The organism is Sodalis sp. RH21 (assembly GCF_047324175.1).
GTDB lineage: Bacteria > Pseudomonadota > Gammaproteobacteria > Enterobacterales > Enterobacteriaceae > Acerihabitans.
The window spans coordinates 2,035,810-2,058,800 of record NZ_CP178732.1 but is presented as its reverse complement, the minus strand read 5'-3'; the positions used below and the strand labels follow the sequence as shown (position 1 = coordinate 2,058,800).

Annotated in this window: 17 protein-coding genes and 1 pseudogene; 6 read left to right on the top strand and 12 right to left on the bottom strand. The window is 50.4% G+C overall.

From position 1 onward, the window contains the following. The first annotated feature begins 98 nt into the window (after window positions 1-98). The 3 genes from ACL2XP_RS09330 (at window position 99) to ACL2XP_RS09320 (ending at window position 3,216) form a co-directional block, all read left to right on the top strand. A complete protein-coding gene (locus ACL2XP_RS09330) occupies window positions 99-1,394 on the top strand; it encodes an ABC transporter substrate-binding protein (RefSeq protein ID WP_413738496.1) in 1,296 nt (431 codons plus the stop codon). 89 nt (window positions 1,395-1,483) lie between these two features. Continuing rightward, on the top strand, window positions 1,484-2,392 hold the full coding sequence (locus tag ACL2XP_RS09325; protein WP_413738494.1) for a carbohydrate ABC transporter permease: 909 nt from the start codon (window positions 1,484-1,486) through the stop codon (window positions 2,390-2,392). Next, window positions 2,389-3,216, top strand: coding sequence for a carbohydrate ABC transporter permease (locus ACL2XP_RS09320; RefSeq protein WP_110412057.1), 828 nt, complete (start codon window positions 2,389-2,391; stop codon window positions 3,214-3,216). The genes ACL2XP_RS09325 and ACL2XP_RS09320 overlap by 4 nt, the downstream gene beginning before the upstream one ends. 387 nt (window positions 3,217-3,603) lie before the next feature. On the opposite strand, the gene ACL2XP_RS09315 is transcribed toward ACL2XP_RS09320, so the two are convergent. Next, a complete protein-coding gene (locus ACL2XP_RS09315; protein ID WP_413739121.1) occupies window positions 3,604-3,672 on the bottom strand; it encodes an AbrB/MazE/SpoVT family DNA-binding domain-containing protein in 69 nt (22 codons plus the stop codon). A gap of 177 nt (window positions 3,673-3,849) precedes the next feature. On the opposite strand from ACL2XP_RS09315, the pseudogene ACL2XP_RS09310 reads away from it, so the two are divergent. Beyond that, window positions 3,850-4,038: pseudogene (locus tag ACL2XP_RS09310) on the top strand (conjugal transfer nickase/helicase domain-containing protein); the annotation flags it as partial. On the opposite strand, the gene ACL2XP_RS09305 reads toward ACL2XP_RS09310, so the two are convergent. From ACL2XP_RS09305 to iolD, 11 genes are all read right to left on the bottom strand, one after another. After that, the gene (locus ACL2XP_RS09305) at window positions 3,965-4,132 is read right to left on the bottom strand and encodes a hypothetical protein (protein WP_413738493.1); all 168 of its coding nucleotides are present in this window, start codon (window positions 4,130-4,132) and stop codon (window positions 3,965-3,967) included. The pseudogene ACL2XP_RS09310 and the gene ACL2XP_RS09305 overlap by 74 nt on opposite strands. A gap of 189 nt (window positions 4,133-4,321) precedes the next feature. Further along, the gene (locus tag ACL2XP_RS09300; protein ID WP_413738492.1) at window positions 4,322-5,467 is read right to left on the bottom strand and encodes an iron-containing alcohol dehydrogenase; all 1,146 of its coding nucleotides are present in this window, start codon (window positions 5,465-5,467) and stop codon (window positions 4,322-4,324) included. Window positions 5,468-5,722: 255 nt separating this feature from the next. Continuing rightward, a complete protein-coding gene (locus ACL2XP_RS09295) occupies window positions 5,723-7,234 on the bottom strand; it encodes a CoA-acylating methylmalonate-semialdehyde dehydrogenase (protein WP_413738490.1) in 1,512 nt (503 codons plus the stop codon). Window positions 7,235-7,269: 35 nt separating this feature from the next. Continuing rightward, window positions 7,270-9,990, bottom strand: coding sequence for a bifunctional acetaldehyde-CoA/alcohol dehydrogenase (adhE, locus tag ACL2XP_RS09290; RefSeq protein WP_413738488.1), 2,721 nt, complete (start codon window positions 9,988-9,990; stop codon window positions 7,270-7,272). Between the two features lie 727 nt (window positions 9,991-10,717). After that, window positions 10,718-11,593, bottom strand: coding sequence for a DMT family transporter (locus ACL2XP_RS09285; RefSeq protein WP_413738487.1), 876 nt, complete (start codon window positions 11,591-11,593; stop codon window positions 10,718-10,720). A gap of 326 nt (window positions 11,594-11,919) precedes the next feature. After that, a complete protein-coding gene (iolG, locus tag ACL2XP_RS09280) occupies window positions 11,920-12,918 on the bottom strand; it encodes an inositol 2-dehydrogenase (RefSeq protein WP_413738486.1) in 999 nt (332 codons plus the stop codon). A gap of 52 nt (window positions 12,919-12,970) precedes the next feature. Beyond that, window positions 12,971-13,453, bottom strand: coding sequence for a heme-degrading domain-containing protein (locus ACL2XP_RS09275; RefSeq protein ID WP_413738485.1), 483 nt, complete (start codon window positions 13,451-13,453; stop codon window positions 12,971-12,973). Window positions 13,454-13,667: 214 nt separating this feature from the next. Further along, entirely contained in the window at window positions 13,668-14,591 is a 924-nt protein-coding gene (locus ACL2XP_RS09270; protein ID WP_413738484.1) for a TIM barrel protein, read from the bottom strand. A 12-nt stretch (window positions 14,592-14,603) separates the two neighbouring features. Then, on the bottom strand, window positions 14,604-16,067 hold the full coding sequence (locus ACL2XP_RS09265) for a sugar porter family MFS transporter (RefSeq protein ID WP_413738483.1): 1,464 nt from the start codon (window positions 16,065-16,067) through the stop codon (window positions 14,604-14,606). A 329-nt stretch (window positions 16,068-16,396) separates the two neighbouring features. Beyond that, window positions 16,397-17,281, bottom strand: coding sequence for a sugar phosphate isomerase/epimerase IolH (gene iolH, locus ACL2XP_RS09260; RefSeq protein ID WP_413738481.1), 885 nt, complete (start codon window positions 17,279-17,281; stop codon window positions 16,397-16,399). 24 nt (window positions 17,282-17,305) lie between these two features. After that, entirely contained in the window at window positions 17,306-19,246 is a 1,941-nt protein-coding gene (gene iolD, locus ACL2XP_RS09255) for a 3D-(3,5/4)-trihydroxycyclohexane-1,2-dione acylhydrolase (decyclizing) (RefSeq protein ID WP_413738480.1), read from the bottom strand. A 406-nt stretch (window positions 19,247-19,652) separates the two neighbouring features. Here iolD and ACL2XP_RS09250 point away from each other — a divergent pair, with 406 nt between their 5' ends. Further along, on the top strand, window positions 19,653-21,578 hold the full coding sequence (locus ACL2XP_RS09250; RefSeq protein WP_413738479.1) for a bifunctional 5-dehydro-2-deoxygluconokinase/5-dehydro-2-deoxyphosphogluconate aldolase: 1,926 nt from the start codon (window positions 19,653-19,655) through the stop codon (window positions 21,576-21,578). Between the two features lie 94 nt (window positions 21,579-21,672). Next, window positions 21,673-22,857, top strand: coding sequence for an arabinose transporter (locus tag ACL2XP_RS09245; protein WP_413738478.1), 1,185 nt, complete (start codon window positions 21,673-21,675; stop codon window positions 22,855-22,857). Window positions 22,858-22,991 lie beyond the last annotated feature (134 nt).

The following is a 22,991-nucleotide window of genomic DNA, read 5'->3' as shown; positions in this document are numbered from 1 at the left end:
GACTCTCCGTGCGTCGTTCAGCTACTTTATGTTTGTATCTAAGAATTATTAATCGCCGGCCCAAAAACCCTTCATTATTCACTCAGGAGATCACCACCATGAAGTCTGGCATCACCCTGGTCACGGCCACTCTGATTACCATCTGCGCTTTTAGCGCGGCCCCGGCGCAGTCTGCTCCTGCTCCCGCCAGCGAGATTTGGACTTATTGGGGATCAGGGACCGAACTGGCGGCCATTGACGGATTGATGGCGGTGTCCAATAAAAACTATCCGGATACGCCTATCAAACAGCGGGTGATCTCAGGCAATACCACCGAGATGCGCCAAGCGTTGCAGGTGGGGTTTATGGGCGGTAATATTCCGGCGGTCTGGCAAAGCGCGCTGGGACAGGAACTGAAAAACTTTGTCGACAGTGGCCGGCTGACGCCGGTGGACGATATCTGGCAACAGGTGACTGGCGATAAAATTTTCCCTGAAGGGCTCGCGCGCGTGGTGACCTTTAACGGCAGGCACTATGGCATTCCCCTCAATATGCACACCGTCAGCAACGTGTTTTATAACAAACAGATTTTCGACAAACTCCGGTTAGCGCCACCTAAAACCTGGGAAGAGTTCGCCGCCGTCAGCAAGGCGCTGAAAGATGCCGGCTACGAGGTGCTGGCCAACGCGGGCGGCAATAACTGGACCGCCTATAACCTGTACGCACCGCTGGTTTCCACGCTGGGCACCGAGGGGTATTACCGGCTGGCCAGCGGCGACCTGCCGTTTAACAGCCCTGACGTGCATAAAGCTTTTGCCCTGTTCACCGAGATGTACGCCAAAAACTATATGAAAAACTGGAGTGGCTATACCTGGTCCAGCGCCGCCGACCGGTTGGTTCAGGGCAAGGTCGCCATGTATCAGATGGGTGACTGGCTCGCGTCTTACCTGAAAGACAAAGGGATGAAGCCGGGAACGGATTTCGACTTCTTCCCGGCACCGGGGCTTGCGGGGGCCACCGTGGTACAAGTAGACGTGCTGGCGCGGGCCGATACCGGCGACAAGGTTAAAAACCAGGCCGGGAAAAACTTCCTGCTGGCCGCCGCCAGCGCCGAAGGCCAGCGGGCGTTCAACGGTCCCAAAGGCTCGGTGACCGCCAATATAACGGTGGATGACAGCATCTACGATACCATCGGTAAAAAGACCTGGCGCGAGGTACAGCAGTCGAACCAGCAAAATAAGGTGCTGCCCAACTTCAAGTTCCTGCTGCCGGTGGAATTAGGGGAAGAGCTGGGTAATCAAATTGCCGCCTATGCGCAAAATCCCAGCCCGCAGGCGCTGGACACCATGCTGGACGCGCTTGAGCAGCAACGGCAAACGCTGAAGGAAGAAGAAGGCAAGTTCGTTAAATGGTAACCGAAAAGCACTGGTAAAATCCGGGACGCGCCTTCAGGTCACCACAGGTGCGGCGCGCCGGACCGTCCATAAAGGAGTTGCGAAACGCTATGCCAACTTTGCCGACCCTTTCCGCCCGCGGGCAGCGCAACCTGACCTACGCCCTATTTTTAATAGTGCCGATGGTGTTGTTTGTCGCCTCCTATTTGTACCCCATTTATTATACGCTCAACCTGTCGCTGCACGATTGGGACGGCCTGTCGCCACGCCAGCGCTTCGTGGGATGGGATAACTACACCACCCTGCTGGCGCAAACGCGTTTTCATCACGCAATTATGAATAACATTGCCTGGCTGGTCTTCTGCCTGGTGGCGCCCAGCCTTGCGGGGCTGGGGCTGGCCTTGCTGGTGGATGGCAAGTTGCGCGGTGAAAGCCTGTTCAAACTGGCATTTTTTATTCCCTATATTTTTACGCCGGTGGCGGTGGCCGCCATCTGGCGCTGGCTATACCTGCCGGATGGCGGTCTGTTCAATACGGTGATTGCCGGCCTGGGGTTTCCCGACCAGACGCAAAACTGGCTTGGGGATCCGGCCATCGTCAACCTGTCGGTGATGCTGGCCGCGCTCTGGTCCGGCACCGGCTTCGCCTTTATCGTGTTCCTGGCCGGCCTGCGCAATATTCCCTATGAGTATCTTGAGGCGGCTCGGGTGGACGGGGCGTCGAGCTGGGGAATTTTTTGGCACATTATCGTGCCGCAGCTGTGGCCTTCGACCATTCTGGTGGTGGGTATTTTCGGCATCGACGCCATGCGGCTGTTTGATCTCGTCTGGTCGATGACCGGCGGCGGACCCGCACGCGCTTCCGAGGTGCTAGCCACCCAACTCTACGATGTGGCCTTCGGTCAGTTCAAGATGGGCATGGCCAGCGCCATTGGGGTTTGCCAGTTGCTGCTGGCCGCGGTGCTGATCCTGCCTTACATCATCTATATCACCCGCCGCGTGGAGGATTTAAGAGAATGACCTCGGTTATATTGGCGGTCAAACCGCTGCGCCTGCTGCGCTACGGCGCGGCAACGCTGCTGGCGCTACTATTTGTTCTGCCGCTGCTGCTGGCGGTGAGCGCGGCGTTGAAAACCCCGGCGGAACTGGTGAATGTGCTGACGGCCCCCACCTCCTGGTACGGCGGCAACTTTGCCACCGGCTGGCGGCAAATTGGCGTCAGCCTGTTCAACAGCATTGAGATCACCGTACCGGCGGTGCTGTTATCGGTGCTGATTGGCTGCGCCGCCGCCTTTCCCCTGTCGATGCTGCCGGTGAAAAGCAGCCGCTGGATTTACCTGTTTTTGCTGAGCGGCATGTTCGTGCCCTACCAGATTGTTCAAATACCGGTTTTTTTCATGATGCGCCAGCTTGGCCTGTATAACCATATCGCCGGGTTATGGCTGGTGCATGTTGCCTATGGCGTACCCGTCTGCACTTTTTTTATGCGTAACTTCTTCGCCACGGTGCCGCGCTCGATTTTTGAGGCGGCGCAGTTGGATGGGTGCGGACCCACCGGTTATTTTTTCAAAATCCTGCTGCCGGCTTCCCTGTCGGGCATCGCCGCACTGACCATCGTGCAAAGCCGGTCCATCTGGAACGACCTGTTGTTCGCCATGACGCTGACCAACAACGAAAGCACCATGCCGGTCACCGCCAAACTTAATGGTTTTGTCAGCGCCATCCAGGTGGATTATGGCGCGTTGATGGCGTCGGCGCTAATTTCAGTGCTGCCGATACTGCTGGTTTTTCTGTGTTTCCAGAAAGCGTTTGTGCGGGGATTACTGGGGGGCAGCTCTAAATAATCGAACTGGGTGGTGGCAGAATTTTTATAATAGGTGTCAGTATCAAAAACCAGTATTCTATGATAGGCAAAAAAGCTGATGAATTGAAAAATAAACGGAGCTGATCTCGCGGCCAGTAAGAACCTCAGCACATAATCTGCAGGGAACGAAGTTAAACGATATTGATGCGATGACCAACGTCCTACGCACTCATGAAAGTCGCCGCAGTAATTATGGAAACCATTCCGGCCACTTATGCACGCTCACTGGCCTCATCCCGGCTAAACGTGAAATCGGCAGGCAACTTACCGCGGAAATGGCGTAGCCGCGCAAGCAAAGCATCAGCCCCAGGCTTCTTGCGGACCGCGAATGTGCGCGGGTCGTCGAGATATCATCCCCCTCACGCAATTACCACGCTTCCACCAGGCTGGCCGGTAGTCTAACCGCCAAACTATTGCCCCACGTTGCCACTTGCATACATTACCTCCAAAGATATATACATATAACTGTATATCCAGAAAAGAGAATTGCAATATCGGTGGAGATCCGGCGAAGGCACTGGCAACCCCAAACTTATCGGTTGCGGTTACGCCAACGCCCAAAAATCCCATCCCCGCGATGACCGCCGCGCTTTATGAGCCTCAAGACTCCCTGTGGCCATCCGGTGAACACTTCATTAAATGGTTGAAACAAGGCATCCAATCGCACAAGCTCATCCTCAACGTTGCCAAGGCCCTTGTGCATACCGTAGCCGATACCCTTTATCTGGTCAGCCCTGGCATCTTCCAGCGCTACCCACATGAGCATCCAGACATTGTTGCGCTAGCGCGACAGGAAAAACAATAATATTTGCCAGCATCGGAGCCACCATTCTGGCGGTAGTTAACGCCACCACTATCGCTGAGCCTAGGCATATACGTAACACTGCCGCAATCATCCAAGTTTATAAAAACCAGTAATACCTCTATTGGGAGTTAGGGAAATTTCGACGCTCGTCGAAAGGCAGTGGCTTGCCTGTACCAGGAACAACCATAAAAAATAAAGCGCGTGGCAACCACGCACTTAGAATCACGGATGGCATTTTACTTGACCATTAAAGAAAAATGATTTTATAAAAATCTAACTTTTATTCACCATAATAAATTTTTTCAAATAATGATTTAACATCTGCAGTTGACGGCTGCACTGGATTAGTTAAAGTACAAGGGTCGGCTACGGCATTTTTACTCATCCTATCGAGCACCTTTGTAAAGGATTCCTCCTCTATAATAACTTCGTCGCACTCTTTGAATGTTTCAGGAATACTAAGACGCCGATTTAATTTATTAACGGCATCAATTAAATCGCCAATTCCTAAATTTTTTTCAATCCGATGATACTTATCCGTATATCTGCCATTATAGCGGATAATATAAGGCAGCATAATGGCGTTGGCCAAGCCATGCGTAATACCAAACTCGCCCCCTACTTTATGCGCCATTGAGTGCACGAGTCCCAACGATGCATTCGTGAATGCAATGCCGGCTAACGCCGAAGCGATATGCATACCCATTCGCGCTTCAAGATTATCAGGATGCAAATAAGCTATTTCCAGATTCTCAAAAACCAGGCGAATGGCTTCAAGGGCATAGGGATCGGTAAACGAACTCGCGGCAGTGGAAACATAGGCCTCCACCGCGTGAGTCAGTACGTCCATACCGGTATGAACTGTGATATGAGGCGGCATTTTCGCCGGAATTAAGGGATCCAGTATCGCGATATCGGGCACCATGTCCGCAGCAACGATAGGAAATTTGATGTGGTTAGCCGTATCCGTGATCACTGAGAAAGCCGTAATTTCAGAAGCGCTGCCGCTGGTGGAGGGGATCGCAACCAATCGCGCCTTATTACGCAATGGCGGCATTGAGCCCACAGGGATAATATCTTCGAAACTTAATTGCGGATGTTCGTAGAAACACCACATGATTTTCGCCGCATCGAGTGCGGACCCACCCCCGATGGCGACTATCCAGTCCGGCTCGAAAGCGAGCATGGCTTCCGCACCTCTATGTACAGTTTCGACCGATGGATTCGGTTCGACATTATCGATAATAATGCATTCAAAGTTTGCCTTATTTAATTGCTCAACCGCCCTATCCAGAAAACCCAGGCGTTTCATTGAGTTCCCCCCTGTCACAAGTGCCGCTTTTTTACCTTTTAATTGTGACAGATAGTTCAAAGCATTTACCCCGTAAATAATATTACGGGGTAAAGAAAACGTAGATAATTGCATAAGCACTCCTGGGTGTTTAATACAATAAATAATTCTTTGCACTGTTGATTATGGATATCGACGCAGAATGCCTTATAGAGGAACTGGTTGGAAGCGCGCTTCAAAATCGCGCTTAATAACCCGCACAATAACGCCGATAATCGTATGACAAAGTCAAAGATACATTCTTGCCATTTACTCATGACAGTTCCCCTACTTGCTGGTTTGCCAGCGTTCGGGGTTTAGTTAATTGACCAGACTCTTAAAGCATAGGCGTCAAATCGTGCCGTCCCATGAATCTACTTTTTCACGTTTCCGCTCATCCTCGTCAAACCAGCGCGAGGTAACGCATTTACTTTCGGTATAAAAACGCACGCCGTCTTTGCCCAGGCAATGTAAATCGCCGAAGAAGGAGTTTTTATGGCCCGAGAAGGGGAATACACCCACCGGCACCGGTATCCCGACATTAATCCCCACCATGCCGCCGTGGGTTCGTTTCTGGAACTCCCGGGCGTAATGGCCATTCTGGGTAAAGATGACCGATCCATTGGCTAATGGATTGCGGTTCATAATGCGCAGACCTTCCTCGAAGTTTTTTACCCGCTTGATGCACAATACCGGCCCGAAGACTTCCTCGTCACCAATACTCATCTCTTCCGTGACATGGTCAAACAGGGTTGGGCCGACATAATAGCCGTTTTCATAACCGGCTACTTTATAATTACGGCCGTCCAGGACCAGTTTGGCGCCTTCCTCGATACCCTTACCGATCCAGTTTTCTACCGATTGCTTGTGCTGGCTGGAAATTACTGGCCCCATATCCGTGTCGGGTTCATATCCCGGCCCTACCTTCAGCGCCTTGGCCTTTTCCAATATAGCCGCCACCAGTTGATCGGCAATCTCTTCTTGCACCACAATCACCGGTAACGCCATGCAGCGTTCGCCGGCACAGCCAAAGGCGGCATTGATGATGCCGGCCGCGGTACGCTTAACCGGCGCGTCGGCCAGCACCAGCGCATGGTTTTTAGCTTCGCACAGCGCCTGCACCCGTTTGCCGTTCGCCGCCGCTTTGGAGTAAACATGCAGACCAACCGACGTGGAGCCGACAAATGAGACACCGTTAACATCCGGATGGGTCAGGAACAGGTCGGCCTCGTTGCGCGAACAGGTCACGATATTAATGACCCCGTCGGGCACACCGGCTTCCTGATAGAGTTTGGCGATTTCCATACAGGTCAACGGTGTCATGCTGGCCGCTTTGATCACCAGGGTATTGCCGGAGGCGATACACAGCGGCGCCATCCAACCCATGGGGATCATGGCGGGAAAATTAAATGGCACGATACCGGCAAATACGCCGATCGGCTCGCGATAGAGGGTGGTGTCAATGCCGGCGGACGCATCCATCAGGCTTTCTCCGCCTAACAATGTCGGGATGGAGCAGGCGAGTTCGGTACCTTCTTTAGCTTTTAGCACATCGCCCTGCGCATCACCCAGAGCTTTACCGTTTTCACGAGCCACCAGTGCGGTCAGGCGTTCCTCATGTTTGATCAGCAATTCGCGGATCTGGAACATAATCTGGGCGCGTTTAATCGCCGGCGTATTTGACCAGGCGGGAAAGGCTTTACGCGCGGCAGCGATGGCCGATTTCACCTCATCTTCCGTGCAACAAGGAGCATTGGCAATCACGTCACCAGTGCTGGGATTATGCACTGCCATAAAGCGCGTGGTTTTGGAATCCAGCCAGCGGCCGTCAACCAAATACTGTAATGTCGGTATTGTAGACATGGTATTACACTCCGTAATATTTTCAGACGTTATATTCATTCAACTTTCATTTTCTGCTTTTTGGTTTCATTGGTTTTTTTTATCTCAGCCGGGATAGCGTCAGCCTGGGCCGTTGGGATGGCGGCGGCTAAAACGGTGTCAACCTGCTCCGCATATTTACGGCCATAGTAGGTATCCATCAGGATTTGCTTTAATTCACTAATCAGCGGATAACGCGGGTTGGCGCCGGTGCACTGGTCGTCAAACGCATCCTCGGACAGCTTATCCACCCTGGCCAGGAAATCCGCTTCCAGCACGCCGGCTTCGCGGATTGACGTCGGTATACCCAAATCGGCCTTGATTTCATCCAGCCAGGTCAACAGGTTCTCTATTTTTTGCGCGGTATGATCTCCCGGCTTGGACAGCCCCAGATGGTCGGCGATTTCGGCATAACGACGCCGCGCCTGCGGACGGTCATACTGGCTGAACGCCGCCTGTTTGGTCGGATTGTCGTTGGCGTTGTAACGGATCACGTTGGCAATCAGCATGGCGTTGGCCAGGCCATGGGGAATATGGAATTCCGACCCCAGTTTATGGGCCATGGAGTGGCACACGCCCAGGAAGGCGTTGGCAAACGCGATGCCGGCAATGGTGGCGGCGTTATGCACGCGTTCCCGGGCCACCGGGTTCTTGCTGCCTTCATGATAGCTGGCCGGCAGATAGGTCTTCAGCAGTTTCAGCGCCTGCAATGCCTGGCCGTCGGTGAACTCGGTAGCCATGATGGAAACGTAGGCTTCCAGCGCATGGGTCACCGCGTCCAGGCCGCCGAAGGCGCACAGGGATTTCGGCATATTCATCACCAGATTGGCGTCGACAATCGCCATATCCGGCACCAGGGCATAATCCGCCAGCGGGTATTTCTGGCCGGTGGCGTCATCGGTGACCACGGCGAACGGAGTGACTTCCGAACCGGTGCCCGAAGTGGTGGTCACCGCGATCATCTTGGCCTTGACGCCCATTTTCGGGAATTTATAAATACGTTTACGGATATCCATAAAGCGCAGGGCCAGTTCTTCGAACGGGGTGCCCGGATGTTCGTACATCACCCACATGATTTTAGCGGCATCCATTGGGGAACCACCGCCCAGGGCGATGATCACGTCGGGTTTAAACGACATCATCTGCTCGGCGCCTTTGCGCACTATGCTCAGGGTCGGATCGGCTTCCACTTCAAAAAAGACATCGGTTTCGATGCCGTGATTTTTCAGCACCGAGGTGATCTGATCGGCGTAGCCGTTATTGAACAGATAACGGTCGGTGACGATAAACGCGCGTTTTGCACCGTCGCTGGCCGCTTCGTTTAGGGCGATGGGTAATGAACCCCGACGGAAATAGATGGATTTGGGAAGCTTATGCCACATCATATTTTCAGCTCGCTTGGCCACGGTTTTTTTATTGATCAGATGTTTGACCCCGACGTTCTCGGAGATCGAGTTACCGCCCCAGGAACCACAGCCCAGCGTCAGGGAGGGCGCCAGCTTGAAGTTATACAGGTCGCCGATGCCGCCTTGAGATGCCGGCGAATTGATAAGAATGCGCGCGGTCTTCATTTTATCGCCGAAGTAATTCACGCGCTCCGGCTGGTTGTCCTGATCGATATACAGGCAGGAGGTGTGGCCGATACCGCCCATTTCCACCAGTTTTTCCGCTTTGATCACGGCGTCTTCAAAGTCCTTGGCGCAATACATGGCCAGCATCGGCGACAGTTTTTCGTGAGCAAACGGTTCGGACTCATCGATCACGGTCACTTCGCCAATCAATACCTTGGTATTGCCTGGTACCTTTAGACCGGCCATCTCGGCAATTTTAGCCGCCGGCTGGCCGACGATGCCTGCATTGAGCGCGCCATGATTCAGGATAATGCCCTGCACGGCCTTCAGTTCGCCGCCGCGCAGCATGTAACCGCCGTGGCTGGCAAAACGTTCGCGCACCGCGTCATAAACCTGTTCAACCACGATAACCGACTGTTCGGAGGCGCAGATCACGCCGTTATCGAAAGTCTTCGACATCAGGATGGACGCCACCACGCGTTTAATATCCGCAGTTTCATCCACCACCACCGGCGTGTTGCCGGCGCCGACGCCGATGGCCGGTTTACCGGAGCTATAGGCCGCCTTGACCATGCCCGGTCCGCCGGTGGCGAGGATCAGGTTGACCAGCGGGTGATGCATCAGCTGGTTGGACAATTCAACCGTCGGCTCGTCGATCCAGCCGATAATATCTTTCGGCGCACCGGCGGCTACTGCGGCTTTGAGCACGATTTCCGCCGCACGGTTAGTGGCGTTCTTGGCGCGCGGGTGTGGGGAAAAAATAATGCCGTTACGGGTTTTCAGGCAGATTAGCGCCTTGAAAATCGCCGTTGAGGTTGGGTTGGTGGTGGGCACGATACCGCAGATGATACCGATGGGTTCGGCGATGGTGATGGTGCCGAAGGTATCGTCCTGCGCCAGGATGCCGCAGGTTTTTTCATCTTTATAGGCGTTATAGATATATTCGGAAGCAAAATGGTTTTTAATCACTTTATCTTCCACAATACCCATGCCGGATTCGGCTACGGCCATCTTGGCGAGGGGGATGCGCGCATCGGCGGCGGCCAGGGCGGCGGCGCGGAAAATTTTGTCCACCTGCTCCTGGGAAAAATTGGCGTATTCGCGCTGAGCTTGGTATACACGGGACACCAGGGCGTCCAGTTCAGCTGTGTTTGAAACGATTGACATAAGCATTTCTCCTATAGGGATAAAACTGTTTTAAGTAAAAACTCTTCATCTCTCCCACAGAACGTCAATGCCTAGATTCAGACCCGGTGAGTTGCCAGTTTTTAGTTAAAAGAGCTGGTAGGCCAAGTCACTTGCAGCCGGATGATTGTCCTTGATGGCGTTCAGTGAATTTGAAATACCACATATCGATAATATTAATTCGATTTCATTTTCATTAAAAAAAACATTTCGTTTTGAGATATAGATCAAATATAAACAAGTCTGTCTTGAATCACTTTAAAGATCGGCAGGAAATGTTAATGATGGGATAATAGATAGTTCTTAAAATGTGAAAAACAAAAGGCTTTACACAACATTTATTCTTTGAAGCATCGTCAAGAGATACAAATGATAATCTTATATTAATTTAAAATTATCATACGTTTAAATAAAAAAGGATAAAATTGGAAACCCTACAAACAGCATGTTAACATTATGTAATAGTTTTGTTTTCCTTATGCCGTTAATAAATTAACGCGATAAATTCAGGAAAATGTCACTGAACAAAAATTACACAAAATATCAAAAAAGATTGAAATCCAATCTTTTTAAAAAGAGTTAAAAATTCTGCAACATAGGATAAATGAAAATATTTTCCGAAAATATTCCTGACTAGTGTGTCATTCCCGCTACGTATCGTACTGAATGCGGCTATCAATGCGGGCTTAACCAGTAAGACGGAGCTTTACTAAGATCTTCCCTCGACCGCGGGGCGGACGAGAGTCCGCCAGCGGTAAAAAAATTGCGCAACTAGGATCAAAAGCCCGCCGATAATTTGCTGAACAGGCAAATGTTCGCCATACCAGAAGGCAGCAGCAATCACTGTGAGTAAAGGTTCAAGAATCATGATAATGGCGGCATTAGCAGGGGTGGCGTACTTTTGTCCCTTAAGCTGTAATCCAAAGCGCAGACTGGTGGCGATTAGGATACTGGCCAAAAGCCACAGGCCCGTTGGGAGAGAAAAAGGTTGCGACCACTGTTCCAGAAACAGGGACAACACCAGACCACTGACACCGGTACACGCGAGTTGTACCGTCGTGAGCGGAATCAACGGTACCTTGCGTGAGCAGCGGCTGGTATAGCAAAATGACACCGCCTGGACTATGGCTGTGAGCAGAAACCAGCCCTGGCTGGGATGAAATGTTATCGGTTGATGCAAGCTCAACAGGCCAAGCCCAATCATCGCCAGCGGTAAGCATTCCCAATAAGCGCTCAGCGGTCGAATTTTCATCAAACCCCATGCGACAAGAGGTACGAACAGCATGGACAAACTCATAATGAATGCCCCTTCACCAAGAGAAGGGGTGGTGGATACCGAGTAGATCCATAAGCACATGTTCAATGCCAGCCACAAGCCGCTTATCAACGCCGGTATCCACTGACGACGTGAGATCCGCTGTCCCCCCCAGAACGGCAGGAGGCACATCGATGCGAAAAGAAAGCGCAGTCCAAGAAAGGCAAATACGGGCATACCTGTAATGGCTTCACGGGAAAATATCCAGCCACAGGCGGCTATAAAGGTGGTCAGGACCAGTAATAAATCGGCTTTACGTTGCTGGGTCATTAACGATGCCTCAGAGAATTAAAATTTTCTGACCATTTTTATTATTAATATCGGCGGAATATTCAAGCATGTTATCGACATGCCAATGGTTGAAAACTGCATAGTACCAACAATATTGAGTAATATTCTTCAATAAAAATGGATATGGCTCATTAGAGTACGATAAGACACTGAGTTATGTTTAAACAAAATATCTATTTATTTTATCTGCATGTCAAAGCCCCCTCTTTGGCCATATCCTTATGGCCAAAAATTCTTTGCAACACTCTTTCACTAGCCGCCAGAAACGTGAGGGCAGACTAAACGGGTTGAGTAATCATTCATATTCAAAAATAATTGATAGCCAATTCTTTATGATCTTTAAGAGATTGGTATGCTATCACGGCAATGAATAGCGCTTTTTTCCCATCCTCGCCGGTGCATTGCGGAGGTCCATCCCCTCTCATCACAGAAATAAAATGCTCTAATTCCGCAACATAAGCGTCCCTATAGCGCTGAAGATAAAAATCTTCCAGGGGCGCATACATTCTTCCGGAGTCATTCCAGACTGATACCTGGTTTTCATAGATGTTGCCAGCTTGCAGCATTCCTTTAGAACCATGCAACTCAATTCGCTGATCATAACCATAAGCAGAACGACGGCTATTAACGATGGTTGCAATGGCTCCTGAAGGAAACTTCAATGTCACAAACGCAGTATCGATATCATCGACATGACCAATTTCAGGATCAACTAAATTACTGCCTTGGGAAAAAACAGATTCCGGTTCTTCCTCCATAATAAATCTGGCCATATCAAAATCGTGAATCATCATGTCACGAAAAAGCCCACCAGACGTTTTTACATATCCGATAGGGGGAGGAGACGGGTCCCTTGATATAATCAAAAGCGATTCTCTCTTTCCAATTCTCCCTTCATCCGCAAGTAATTTAACTCGACCGAATTGCGGATCAAATCGCCGATTAAATCCCATAATCAACGGTACATTATGTTTTTTGACCGTCGTTAAACATTTAAGCACACGTGCAGGATCAAGGTGGATAGGTTTCTCGCAAAAGATGGCCTTCCCATTGATGGCAGCCATCTCAATCAGATCGGCATGAGTGTCGCTTGCTGACGCTATCCATACGCCATGAACATCGCTATCGGCCATAACCCCTTCAGCAGTTGTACACCATTTAGCATGATATTTCTCGGCTAACCTCCTGGCATTTTCTACGTTGGGATCAACTACCGCCCACAGCGTAGCTTCATTATGGCTGGAAATATTCTTCGCATGAACACTTCCCATTTTTCCTGCACCCAGTAAAGCTATATTGAACATAACGCACCTCAGTCTTAATCAACTACACCTACTCATGATTCATGGATAGCAATTAGCTATGAACGCTGGTTTGTTCAAGATATCTTTCAATGCCCCAGGCCGCTAGCTGGTGGTCGGCATATGAAGCTAAACCACTGACGGTGACCGCGCCAATGACTGCCCCACTACTCATAAGTATAGGGAAACTACCCCCGCTGTCTGTATACTGAAAGGCATCAATATAAGGAAGCTCTTCCATTGATATATTATCATCTTTATTTTTTAGCTCAGATAATAAAGAGGAATGTGCATTTCTTAATACTGTATTTCTTTTCCTGGCAATCCATTCAAAGTGCTCACGACTAGAACCTTGCAGGGCCGTAAAAAAAAGCGTTTGTCCAAACGCATAGACCTCAAATGCAATTGGCAATTTTTCGGCAATCGCTTTTTCGCGGATGTGATAACCAATAAACCAAGCGGCGTTAAAATCAAAACCCCTTACTCGGATATGCTCTTCTTGATCTAGAATATCGTTTATGGATGGGATTTCTGACATAGTGATTCCTTTTAAAACTGACCAGGCCTATATAAGCAGGCAAACCGGTACACGTTATTGGATATTGAAATCTGCTCCCTTAGTTGCAGCATGGGCAGATTTCATATCATGTTCAATCCACAGCTAACGGCAATTTGCTCAGCCCTGACATTCGGTTTTCAGAAATACGCTGGAGTGGTTCAATGCCATTAATCATTGTGAAGCGCCCTTTGTTTCAGAAACCAACAGACTTCAGGTAGCGGAGGCTTTCGCTCACATCATGCAAGCTGCCTTCAGCTTGCAGCGGATCGCGCTCTTGTTCGATGGTGATCCAGCCCTGATATCCTCGTTGGTCCAGCAACGTTTTTATCGCCGGATAATCAATAGCACCTTTACCTATCGGACACATAATCCCTTCCCCAGCGGCGGAAAAGAAATCCAGTCCCCTGCTAAGCACATCTTGATGTACCGCCTGGTTGACATCCTTGAAGTGGATATAATCCAAATGATCGAAATAACGCGTGAGCCATGTGACCGGATCCATTCCTGAGTAATAAAGATGTCCCGTGTCAAGACAGAGTCCTGCGATAGCGTATGGAATATCTTTTGCGAGCTGCTCAATTTCATCCGCAAATTCGATGCTTCCTCCGGCATGAGGATGTATCACAGGCCGCACGCCGTATTCATTCCAGGCAATGCGACTAATCTCTTTGATATGTTCAATCATACGCTGCCAATTCACCGCATTTAAACGGGGAGATTTATCGGGATGTCCTGCATAACGGGCGCGATCTGGATTGCCAAAATCTATAATCACCAAATACGGCGCCGGATAATTAATACCATGCGTTTTTTGTGCGGTAGGAATTATCGAGATATTCCGGCAAATATTGTGGGTAAGTTCAATCATATTACCGAAATTCTCTTCGCTGACCAAATCATCGAAAATCGTGCCAGCGACGATTGATAGCTGATATTGATTCAATGCTTGAGTCAATTTATCAGCGTCAGTAGGCAAATAAGTCCATGGGCCGAGTTCGATACTTTTATAACCCGCTTGGCAGGCTTCCTTGAGCACTTTCGTCCAAGGAGGAAGATTCGGATTTTTAGGATCATCCACACCCCAACTACAGGGTGCATTTGCAATATGTATAGCCATGATAACATCTCCTCATTTGACAGATAAGTCTGTGGCCGCTACTGAATCTTTTCCCTGACTTTGCCCTTTTTTACCGAAAACAATCAGCTCTTCAATTTTTTCCAAAGCAACACCTTTCGTTTCGGGCAGGTAGCGATGAACGAACAACCACGATATCAAACAGCAAATGGAGAACAGCAGAAGCGGAAATCCACCATGAAATTTTTCACGCAACCAGGGATTATCATTCAATACCGGGAAAATCTGGCTAATGATAAAATTAGAACCCCACATGGCGGCATAAGCCAATCCCATACCCATCGCTCGCAAACGATTAGGCAAAATTTCTCCTACCACGGTCCAGGCTATTTGTGCCCACGTCATGCCGAAAATGAACATAAATCCCAGCAAGCCGATGATAGAGGTAAACCCTCGTACCCCGAAATAGAATGTCGCAAAAGTTAATGCGAGGCATACGAACGTGCCAAAAGACCCTATCAATAATAATTTCCGGCGTCCTAAACGATCAACCATCGACATCCCGGCTAAAACCCCCAGAAATTGAAGGCCTGCGAGCCAGGTCACCATAAACATGGCCTCCTGCATATTGCCCGTGACATTCATCAATAAAGTGGGGCCAAAATATTGAATAACATTTATGCCGGTAAGTTGATTAAAACACGCAATTAAAATGGCTATTATAATAAAAATAGCACTCTTATTGGGTTTTCCCGTAACGTTGGCTTTTGCTTGTTCCGCTGGTGTTTTGATAATAAAGGAATCTTTAATATCCTGTAAAACACTGTGAGCATGTGATTCATTCGAGATTCGAGTCAAGGTGTGAAGAGCAGCGCTATCACGCCCTTTCATGACATTCCAGCGTGGCGACTCTGGGATGAAACCAACAAATATTAAAAACAATACGCAAGGGATAAAACCGAATCCCAACATATAACGCCAACCCTGTTCAACTATCCACGATTCCCCCGCACTTCTTACAATCAGATAGTTCACTATCAAAACAAGGACTTGACCACCAACAAAGCAGATCATATTCATGGTTACAACCCGACCACGGTATTCGCTTGGGGCCACTTCGGTCATATAAATTGGCGAGACGACAGAAGCCAGGCCAATACCGAATCCTCCAAGTATCCTGAAGATAATAAACCACGTAAAGTTGGTGGCAAGGGCCATTCCCAAAACAGAAATCATCATCAAGAAAACAGTGATAATGAGTGCCATTTTCCGACCATAGCGGTCAGCCAGCGCGCCGGCCAGGTAAGCACCCGCGACGCAGCCAATCACGATACTTGAAACAGCCCATCCGGTCTGTGAGGGTGTTAAAGAAAAATATTGATTCAAAGGTTCAATAACGCCTGAAATTACCGATGTATCATACCCTTGAAGTAATCCGCCTAGTGCCGCCACACTACATATTGCTATGACATAAGCGAGATTATGTTTCGTTTTTCCACTACTATTCATTTTCATCATGCCCTTATGTTTGATACACACCTTTAGCTGTAATAACAGTTCATAAGCGGGGTATGCTCGGGTTGAGAATTAAATTAATTGCAGCACACCTATAAACGGCGCCCTATAAAAAACATAAAAAATTTCCCGCTAGGTTAATAGCAAGCATTGTTCCTTCAAATGATAAATGAAGCCAAGTCAAAACCAATATTTTATTTTTAAAAACAACAGTCACCACATTGCGTGGTGATATTTTAAATAAGCGAAATCATGCTGACATGCAGATCATTACTCTGCGAGACCGCGATAATGACATCAATCTCGCAGAGAACAACCTTATTCCATTTAACCTACTTCCCCAAAAGTTCTCGCTCTATACGCTCACGCGTTTCCACCGCCTGAATGCTCATCTTTTCAGGATATCCAAACAGTGAAGCCGTAATGATCGACTCGCCGCCCACATTGAATTTCTTATTCGCAAAGTTCATTTCCTTTAAGGTTTTAAACAAGCTATCAAAATCCACTTCACCCTCCCCTAACCCCACATGCTGATGGATAGTAGCGTTGACGCCTGGCGGATTAACGATATAGCGGCAGTTCAAAGTATGATTCATGGTATCGGCCAGCAGAACATGGGATAAATCACCGCCTGCATACTTGAGCATATGCGATACGTCCCCTTTACCTTTGTCATAAAAAAAAGTATGGGGAGCGCTATAAAGATAAGTCACGTTATCACTGCGCAAAGACTTAACCAAATCGGCGGTTTCATCGTTTAGTTCACAGAAGTCCCAGGGGTGGGACTGAATTTCCACCCTGATCCCTTCTCGCTCGATGATCGGCAACAACTCTTCCATCGAGCGATACCACATTTCCTCACAGATTTCCGGTTCATCAGGCGTACCGCTCAGTTCAGTATTAATGACCTGGACGCCCATTTCCGCCGCAACCTCAATGATGCGCTTCCAGTTCTTGACCGCCGCCTGGCGGCGCAACTCATCCGGACCCGACCAGCGGTAGACCACAATAAAAGAAGATATTTCCACGCCGTAATTCTGTAACGCACTCTTATATTCGGCCATGGTTTCCCGACTTGCCTTGGGATGCTTATAAAACGGGTTGATGCGTGGATGGGGGGACTGTTCGATATATTTATATCCCCACTCGGATACTTGTCGCACCATCTGGGTAATCGGCAAATCCTTTATCACATCGACGTCAAAGGCAACTTTCATCGTCATTATCTCCAATAGGAACTTTTAATACCGCCGCGCTTTATCGATATTTTCCGCCAACATCCGTGCCACCGCCTGAACCCGTTCGCTGCGAGAGACTTGCGCGCCGCCGACCCGCCACCAGCTCAGGTATTTATGCACCATGGTTTTCGGCAGCACTTTAATATCAATCAAGGTTGATACCGTCTGCTGGCGGGCATCCGCCAAAGCGTGATGCAATTGATCCAGTGTCGTCACCCGATAGCTCTTGCAGCCGTAACCCTCGGCGATTTTGGCAAAATCCACCGGAATGAGTCCGCCATCCTGTTGGCCCCCGCCTTCCTTGTGGTAACGGAACTCGGTATAAAAACTGTTCATGCCGTGTTCCATTTGCAGGTTGTTGATGCAACCATTTGCCATATTGTCGAAAAGTACCACATTGATTTTTTTTCCTTCCTGCAATGAGGTGATCAGTTCGGAATGCAGCATCATGAAGGAACCGTCGCCCACCAGTGCATAGACTTCCCGTTCCGGCTCCGCCAGTTTGACGCCCAGCGCTGCATTAACTTCATACCCCATGCAGGAATAGCCATACTCCACGTGATAGTCATTCTCTCCGCGACTTTGCCAAACGCGTTGCAAGTCGCCCGGCAGGCTTCCCGATGCAGCAACAATCACCGCGCCCGGCAGTAATGCCTGGTTAAGTACGCCTAGCACCCGGCTTTGGGTGAGCAGCGAGTCCGTCAACCGCTCAAATTCGGCGTATACCTGTTCCCTGACGAGATGGTCGTCAATCTCGGGGACGAAGTCATCACCGGTATATTCCACGCTGTAAACTCTTTCCACTTCCTGCTGATACCGAGTTCGCGCTTCAGCGACCCCCTGACCCCAGGCGGATTGATAGCCATCGTTGGCCAGTCGCTGTTTCAGTGCATCAAGCGCTGCGCGCGCATCTGCGACCAGTTCCACACCATCCAGCTTCAACGCATCGAAGCGGTTGACATTAATATTGAGAAAGCCCACCTCTGGATTCTGGAAGATCCATTTCGAAGACGTCGTGAAGTCGGTATAACGCGTTCCTACGCCGATGATCACATCTGCCTCCTTGGCCAGCAGGTTGGCCGCTAGCCCGCCGGTCTCGCCGATGCCACCGACGTTGAGAGGATGGCCGGACGCGATGGCGCCCTTGCCGGCCTGGGTTTCCGCAATCGGCAACTGAAACTGCTCGGCAAAACGCAGTAGGGCCGCCTCTGCCTGCGAGTATTTGACGCCGCCACCGCATATTATCAGCGGACGGCGTTTACCGGCCAGCAGCCGGGCGGCATCCGCCAGCATGGCGGCGGTGGGGAGGTGACGTTCCAGCCGATGTACTCGCTTGGCAAAGAAATAATCAGGATAGTCCCAGGCTTCCCCCTGCACATCCTGCGGCAGGCACAGCGTGACCGCGCCGGTTTCCGCAGGATCTGTCAGTACACGCATCGCATTGATGCATGCGCTCATCAGTTGTTCCGGCCGGCTGATACGATCCCAGTATTTGCTGACCGGGCGAAAAGCATCGTTGGTGCTGATGCTGAGGTCGTGACTCTGTTCAATCTGCTGCAGCACGGGATCCGGCTGGCGGGTGGCATAAACATCACCAGGCAGCAGCAGCAGCGGGATGCGGTTGGCGCTGGCGGTCGCCGCAGCCGTGATCATATTGGCGGCGCCAGGCCCCACCGATGAGGTACAGGCATAGATTTGCTGACGCAATTTCTGCTTGGCAAAACCCGTGGCGACATGCGCCATCCCTTGTTCGTTACGTCCTTGACGCACAGACAGTTGACCACAGTCCTCTTCCAGCGCCTGTCCAAGCCCCAACACATTGCCATGACCAAAAATGGCAAAAATCCCTTTGACGAATTTTATCTCGGTACCATCTACTTCAACATACTGGTTATCCAGGAAACGCACCAATGCTTGGGCTGTTGTTAATCGGATTGTTTTCATTACCCCCCCTGTTTGATAAGCCTTATTCATGAGAGCCATCCGCCAAGGCTCGACTGCCACGAAATGAGGTTTAAGTTTCTATGCCCACAGTATGAAATAAAAAATTTCCATATCAATATATAATAAAATTTATTATCCATTTTGAGAACAAGATCAAAAAATGAAAACTAGAATTCCAACAATGGAAAAATTCCTGCCATGCCGAAAAAAGAGAATGAATAACGATTAACTTATTGTAAAATAATAATTAAATATAATTATCCGATACATTGCCATATCCAAAACGTGATTTAAATCACATGATTAATCGAAAAATATATTTTAATTTATATTGAAAATAAAATTTTTGCTTCTTAAAATGCCTGTAAACACTCTTGCTCAATCAATGTTTTGAAGGGGGATGGTTATGGACAGACTTGAAAAGCAGTTGGATGTGATTTGCATCGGACGCGTTGCGGTTGACCTTTATGGTCAGCAGATCGGCGCCCGTCTGGAAGACATGGGCACATTTGCAAAATACCTGGGCGGCTCATCGGGCAACGTGGCGTACGGTACCGCGGTTCAGGGCTTGAAGTCAGGCATGCTGGCCCGGGTGGGCGACGAGCATATGGGCCGATTTCTACGCGAGGAGCTACAGCGCGCTGGGGTGGACACACAATTCCTGATCACTGACAAAGAGCGGCTGACCGCCCTGGTGATCCTCGGAGTGAAAGATCAGGAGACATTTCCGCTGATTTTCTATCGGGAAAACTGTGCCGATATGGCCTTGACCCCGGACGATATCGACGAGTCCTATATTGCCTCCTCACGGGCGGTGGCCATTACCGGTACCCACCTTTCCCATCCCAATACGCGCGCGGCGGTGATCAAAGCGTTGGAACTGGCCAAGCGCCACGGCCTGCGCCGGGCATTGGATATTGATTATCGCCCGGTATTATGGGGCTTGACGGCGTTGGGCGACGGCGAAACCCGTTTCGTCTCCTCCGAGCGCGTCACCCGAGAATTGCAGGAGGTGCTGCACCATTTCGATTTGATTGTCGGCACTGAGGAAGAGTTTCATATCGCCGGCGGCAGTACGGATACGCTGGCGGCGTTGCGCAATGTGCGCCAGGCCAGCCAGGCTACGCTGGTCTGTAAGCGCGGCGCCCAGGGGTGCTCCGTGTTTGAGGGGGATATTCCGGCCGATTGGGATGATGTCCGGCTACACAGCGGGGTACGAGTGGATGTGCTCAACGTGCTGGGGGCGGGCGATGCGTTTATGTCCGGCCTGCTGCGCGGCTACCTCAACGATGAGGGCTGGGACAAAGCCTGCCGCTTCGCCAATGCCTGCGGCGCGCTGGTGGTGTCACGCCACGGCTGTGCGCCGGCGATGCCCACCAAAGTGGAGTTGGATGACTATCTGCAGCGCGAGAAGTCGGTATTGCAGCCGGATAAAGATGTGCGGTTGAATCATCTGCACCGGGTGACAACCCGCAAACAGCAGTGGCCCGAGCTTTGCGTGTTCGCCTTCGATCACCGCAAGCAATTGGCCGATATGGCGCATGAAGTGGGCGTGAACGAAGATCGCATCCCTGAGCTTAAGCTCCTGCTGCTGGAGGCTGCACGGGAAGCCGCATCCCAAGCGGGCCTAAAGAACAACAGCGGAATTCTGGCGGACACGACTTACGGCCAAAAAGCATTAAATGCCATTACCGGTGAGGGATGGTGGATTGGTCGGCCGATTGAATTACCCGGCTCCCGTCCTTTACGCCTCGAACATGGCAGCATAGGTACCCAATTGGTCGGTTGGCCTCTGGAACATGTGGTTAAATGTTTAGTGTTTTATCACCCGAAAGATAGCCGTGAATTGCGTGAAGAGCAGGAAGCATTGATCGAGGAAGTGTACCAAGCGTGCAACCTGTCTGGTCATGATCTGTTGCTTGAAATTATTCTCCCTCAGGACAATCCGGATCGCGATGAACATTACTATGCCCAGATCGTTGAGAGATTTTATCAGTTAGGCATTCAACCCGACTGGTGGAAGCTCCCATCATTACAAACAGATAATTGGAAAATCATAAGTCATTTAATTGACGTTTACGACCCTCAATGCCGCGGCATTGTGATCCTGGGTCTGGACGCCCCGGAAGCGGAGTTGAAGCAGGGTTTTGCCGCTGCGGCCGACAGTCCCCGGGTGAAGGGTTTTGCAGTAGGTCGCACTATCTTTGGCGAGCCTTCTCGGCAGTGGTTAAGCGGCCGCTACTCAGACGCCAGATTGATTGATGAAGTGAAAAATAATTATCTTAAACTGATTGGTTACTGGCGTGAGTTCCGCCCCGCCCCTGACCGTTAACCTTTACGCATGCAGGCTAACCGAGCCCCATTGCCGAGCAGATGGGGATCGGTCACGGAGAATATTATCCATCCTACCCTATCGGAGAGATGCAATGCATTCTGCGGAAACGGTTCCTGCACATCGTCGAGATTCAGGACAACTGTTTCGTATCAGTGTAGCCATGTTCTTTGCCTACATGACTATCGGCTTACCTCTGGCAGTACTTCCCTTATATGTTCATGAAGAACTGGGCATGAGCGATATGCTGGTTGGTGTGGCGATGGGCACCCAGTTCCTGGCGACTCTACTCACACGTGGTTATGCCGGACGCAGTGCCGATCGTTACGGCGCCAAACGTGCCATGCTTCAGGGATTATTCATCTGTATTTTGTCTGGTCTGGTCTGGCTATTGGCCGCCGTGGTTCACGGAGGAACCTGGCTGCCGTTCCTTCTTCTGTTATTCGGCCGTCTTTTACTCGGCATTGGCGAAAGCCTGATCCTGACGGGGAATATCACCTGGGGACTGGGGCTCGTTGGCACGGCCTCGGGTGGACGCGTCATGTCATGGAACGGCATGGCCACCTACGGCGCCCTCGCCGTTGCTGCTCCGCTGGGGCTGTTTATCTATAAGCGATATGGCTTCATCGAACTGGGGGTATGTACTGCATTACTGCCGCTGCTGGCGCTAAGCGTAAACTTCGCTGTACCGGCCGTGCCTCTTCAACATGGGGAACGTCCCTCGATCCGAACGGTATTGCAGAAAATCTGGCGCCCTGGTTTGGGACTGGCACTGCAAGGTGTGGGTTTCGCCGCCCTCGGAACCTTTGTCTCTTTGTACTTCAACCAGCAGTATTGGGGGAATGCCGGTCTGGCTCTTACCGCCTTCGGAGTGACGTTTGTCGCCATGCGTCTGTTGTTCGGTGACATGCCTGATCGCTATGGCGGCAAACAGGTCGCGACACTTTCGTTAATATTGGAGAGCTTGGGCTTACTACTGCTATGGAGCGCGCCTTCGGCAGTCATAGCGCTGGCCGGGGCCGCACTGACCGGCGCCGGTTGTTCACTCATCTTTCCCTCGCTGGGGGTGGAAGTGATCCGCCAGGTTTCACCACCAATACGCGGCACAGCACTTGGCGGCTACGCGGCATTTCAAGATGTTGCCTATGGAGTGACCGGGCCGCTGGCTGGTCTGCTCGCTGCCAATGCAGGCTACCCGTCAGTATTTCTTGCTGCTGCCCTATGCGCGCTGGCAGGAGCGGTGTTCGTCCAATTCATGATTAACCCTGGAGAAAAATGAAATACTTATTCCACAAAACGCCGTGATTAGCCACCCGCCAGCCGATAAGGGATATTAACAATAAGATACAATTAGTTATATTAAATTTAAGCACACCGGACAAGCCATGGATGGTAGGCTTTCATGAAAAAATT

What these genes read in the sequence shown, in the direction of transcription:
- ACL2XP_RS09265 (WP_413738483.1), bottom strand. Translation starts at nt 16,067, where the DNA reads ATGATGAAAATGAATAGTAGTGGAAAAACGAAACATAATCTCGCTTAT.
- ACL2XP_RS09330 (WP_413738496.1), top strand. Translation starts at nt 99, where the DNA reads ATGAAGTCTGGCATCACCCTGGTCACGGCCACTCTGATTACCATCTGC.
- iolD (WP_413738480.1), bottom strand. Translation starts at nt 19,246, where the DNA reads ATGAAAACAATCCGATTAACAACAGCCCAAGCATTGGTGCGTTTCCTG.
- ACL2XP_RS09305 (WP_413738493.1), bottom strand. Translation starts at nt 4,132, where the DNA reads ATGATTGCGGCAGTGTTACGTATATGCCTAGGCTCAGCGATAGTGGTG.
- iolG (WP_413738486.1), bottom strand. Translation starts at nt 12,918, where the DNA reads ATGTTCAATATAGCTTTACTGGGTGCAGGAAAAATGGGAAGTGTTCAT.
- ACL2XP_RS09270 (WP_413738484.1), bottom strand. Translation starts at nt 14,591, where the DNA reads ATGGCTATACATATTGCAAATGCACCCTGTAGTTGGGGTGTGGATGAT.
- iolH (WP_413738481.1), bottom strand. Translation starts at nt 17,281, where the DNA reads ATGAAAGTTGCCTTTGACGTCGATGTGATAAAGGATTTGCCGATTACC.
- ACL2XP_RS09295 (WP_413738490.1), bottom strand. Translation starts at nt 7,234, where the DNA reads ATGTCTACAATACCGACATTACAGTATTTGGTTGACGGCCGCTGGCTG.
- ACL2XP_RS09285 (WP_413738487.1), bottom strand. Translation starts at nt 11,593, where the DNA reads ATGACCCAGCAACGTAAAGCCGATTTATTACTGGTCCTGACCACCTTT.
- ACL2XP_RS09300 (WP_413738492.1), bottom strand. Translation starts at nt 5,467, where the DNA reads ATGCAATTATCTACGTTTTCTTTACCCCGTAATATTATTTACGGGGTA.
- ACL2XP_RS09245 (WP_413738478.1), top strand. Translation starts at nt 21,673, where the DNA reads ATGCATTCTGCGGAAACGGTTCCTGCACATCGTCGAGATTCAGGACAA.
- ACL2XP_RS09320 (WP_110412057.1), top strand. Translation starts at nt 2,389, where the DNA reads ATGACCTCGGTTATATTGGCGGTCAAACCGCTGCGCCTGCTGCGCTAC.
- ACL2XP_RS09275 (WP_413738485.1), bottom strand. Translation starts at nt 13,453, where the DNA reads ATGTCAGAAATCCCATCCATAAACGATATTCTAGATCAAGAAGAGCAT.
- ACL2XP_RS09325 (WP_413738494.1), top strand. Translation starts at nt 1,484, where the DNA reads ATGCCAACTTTGCCGACCCTTTCCGCCCGCGGGCAGCGCAACCTGACC.
- adhE (WP_413738488.1), bottom strand. Translation starts at nt 9,990, where the DNA reads ATGTCAATCGTTTCAAACACAGCTGAACTGGACGCCCTGGTGTCCCGT.
- ACL2XP_RS09250 (WP_413738479.1), top strand. Translation starts at nt 19,653, where the DNA reads ATGGACAGACTTGAAAAGCAGTTGGATGTGATTTGCATCGGACGCGTT.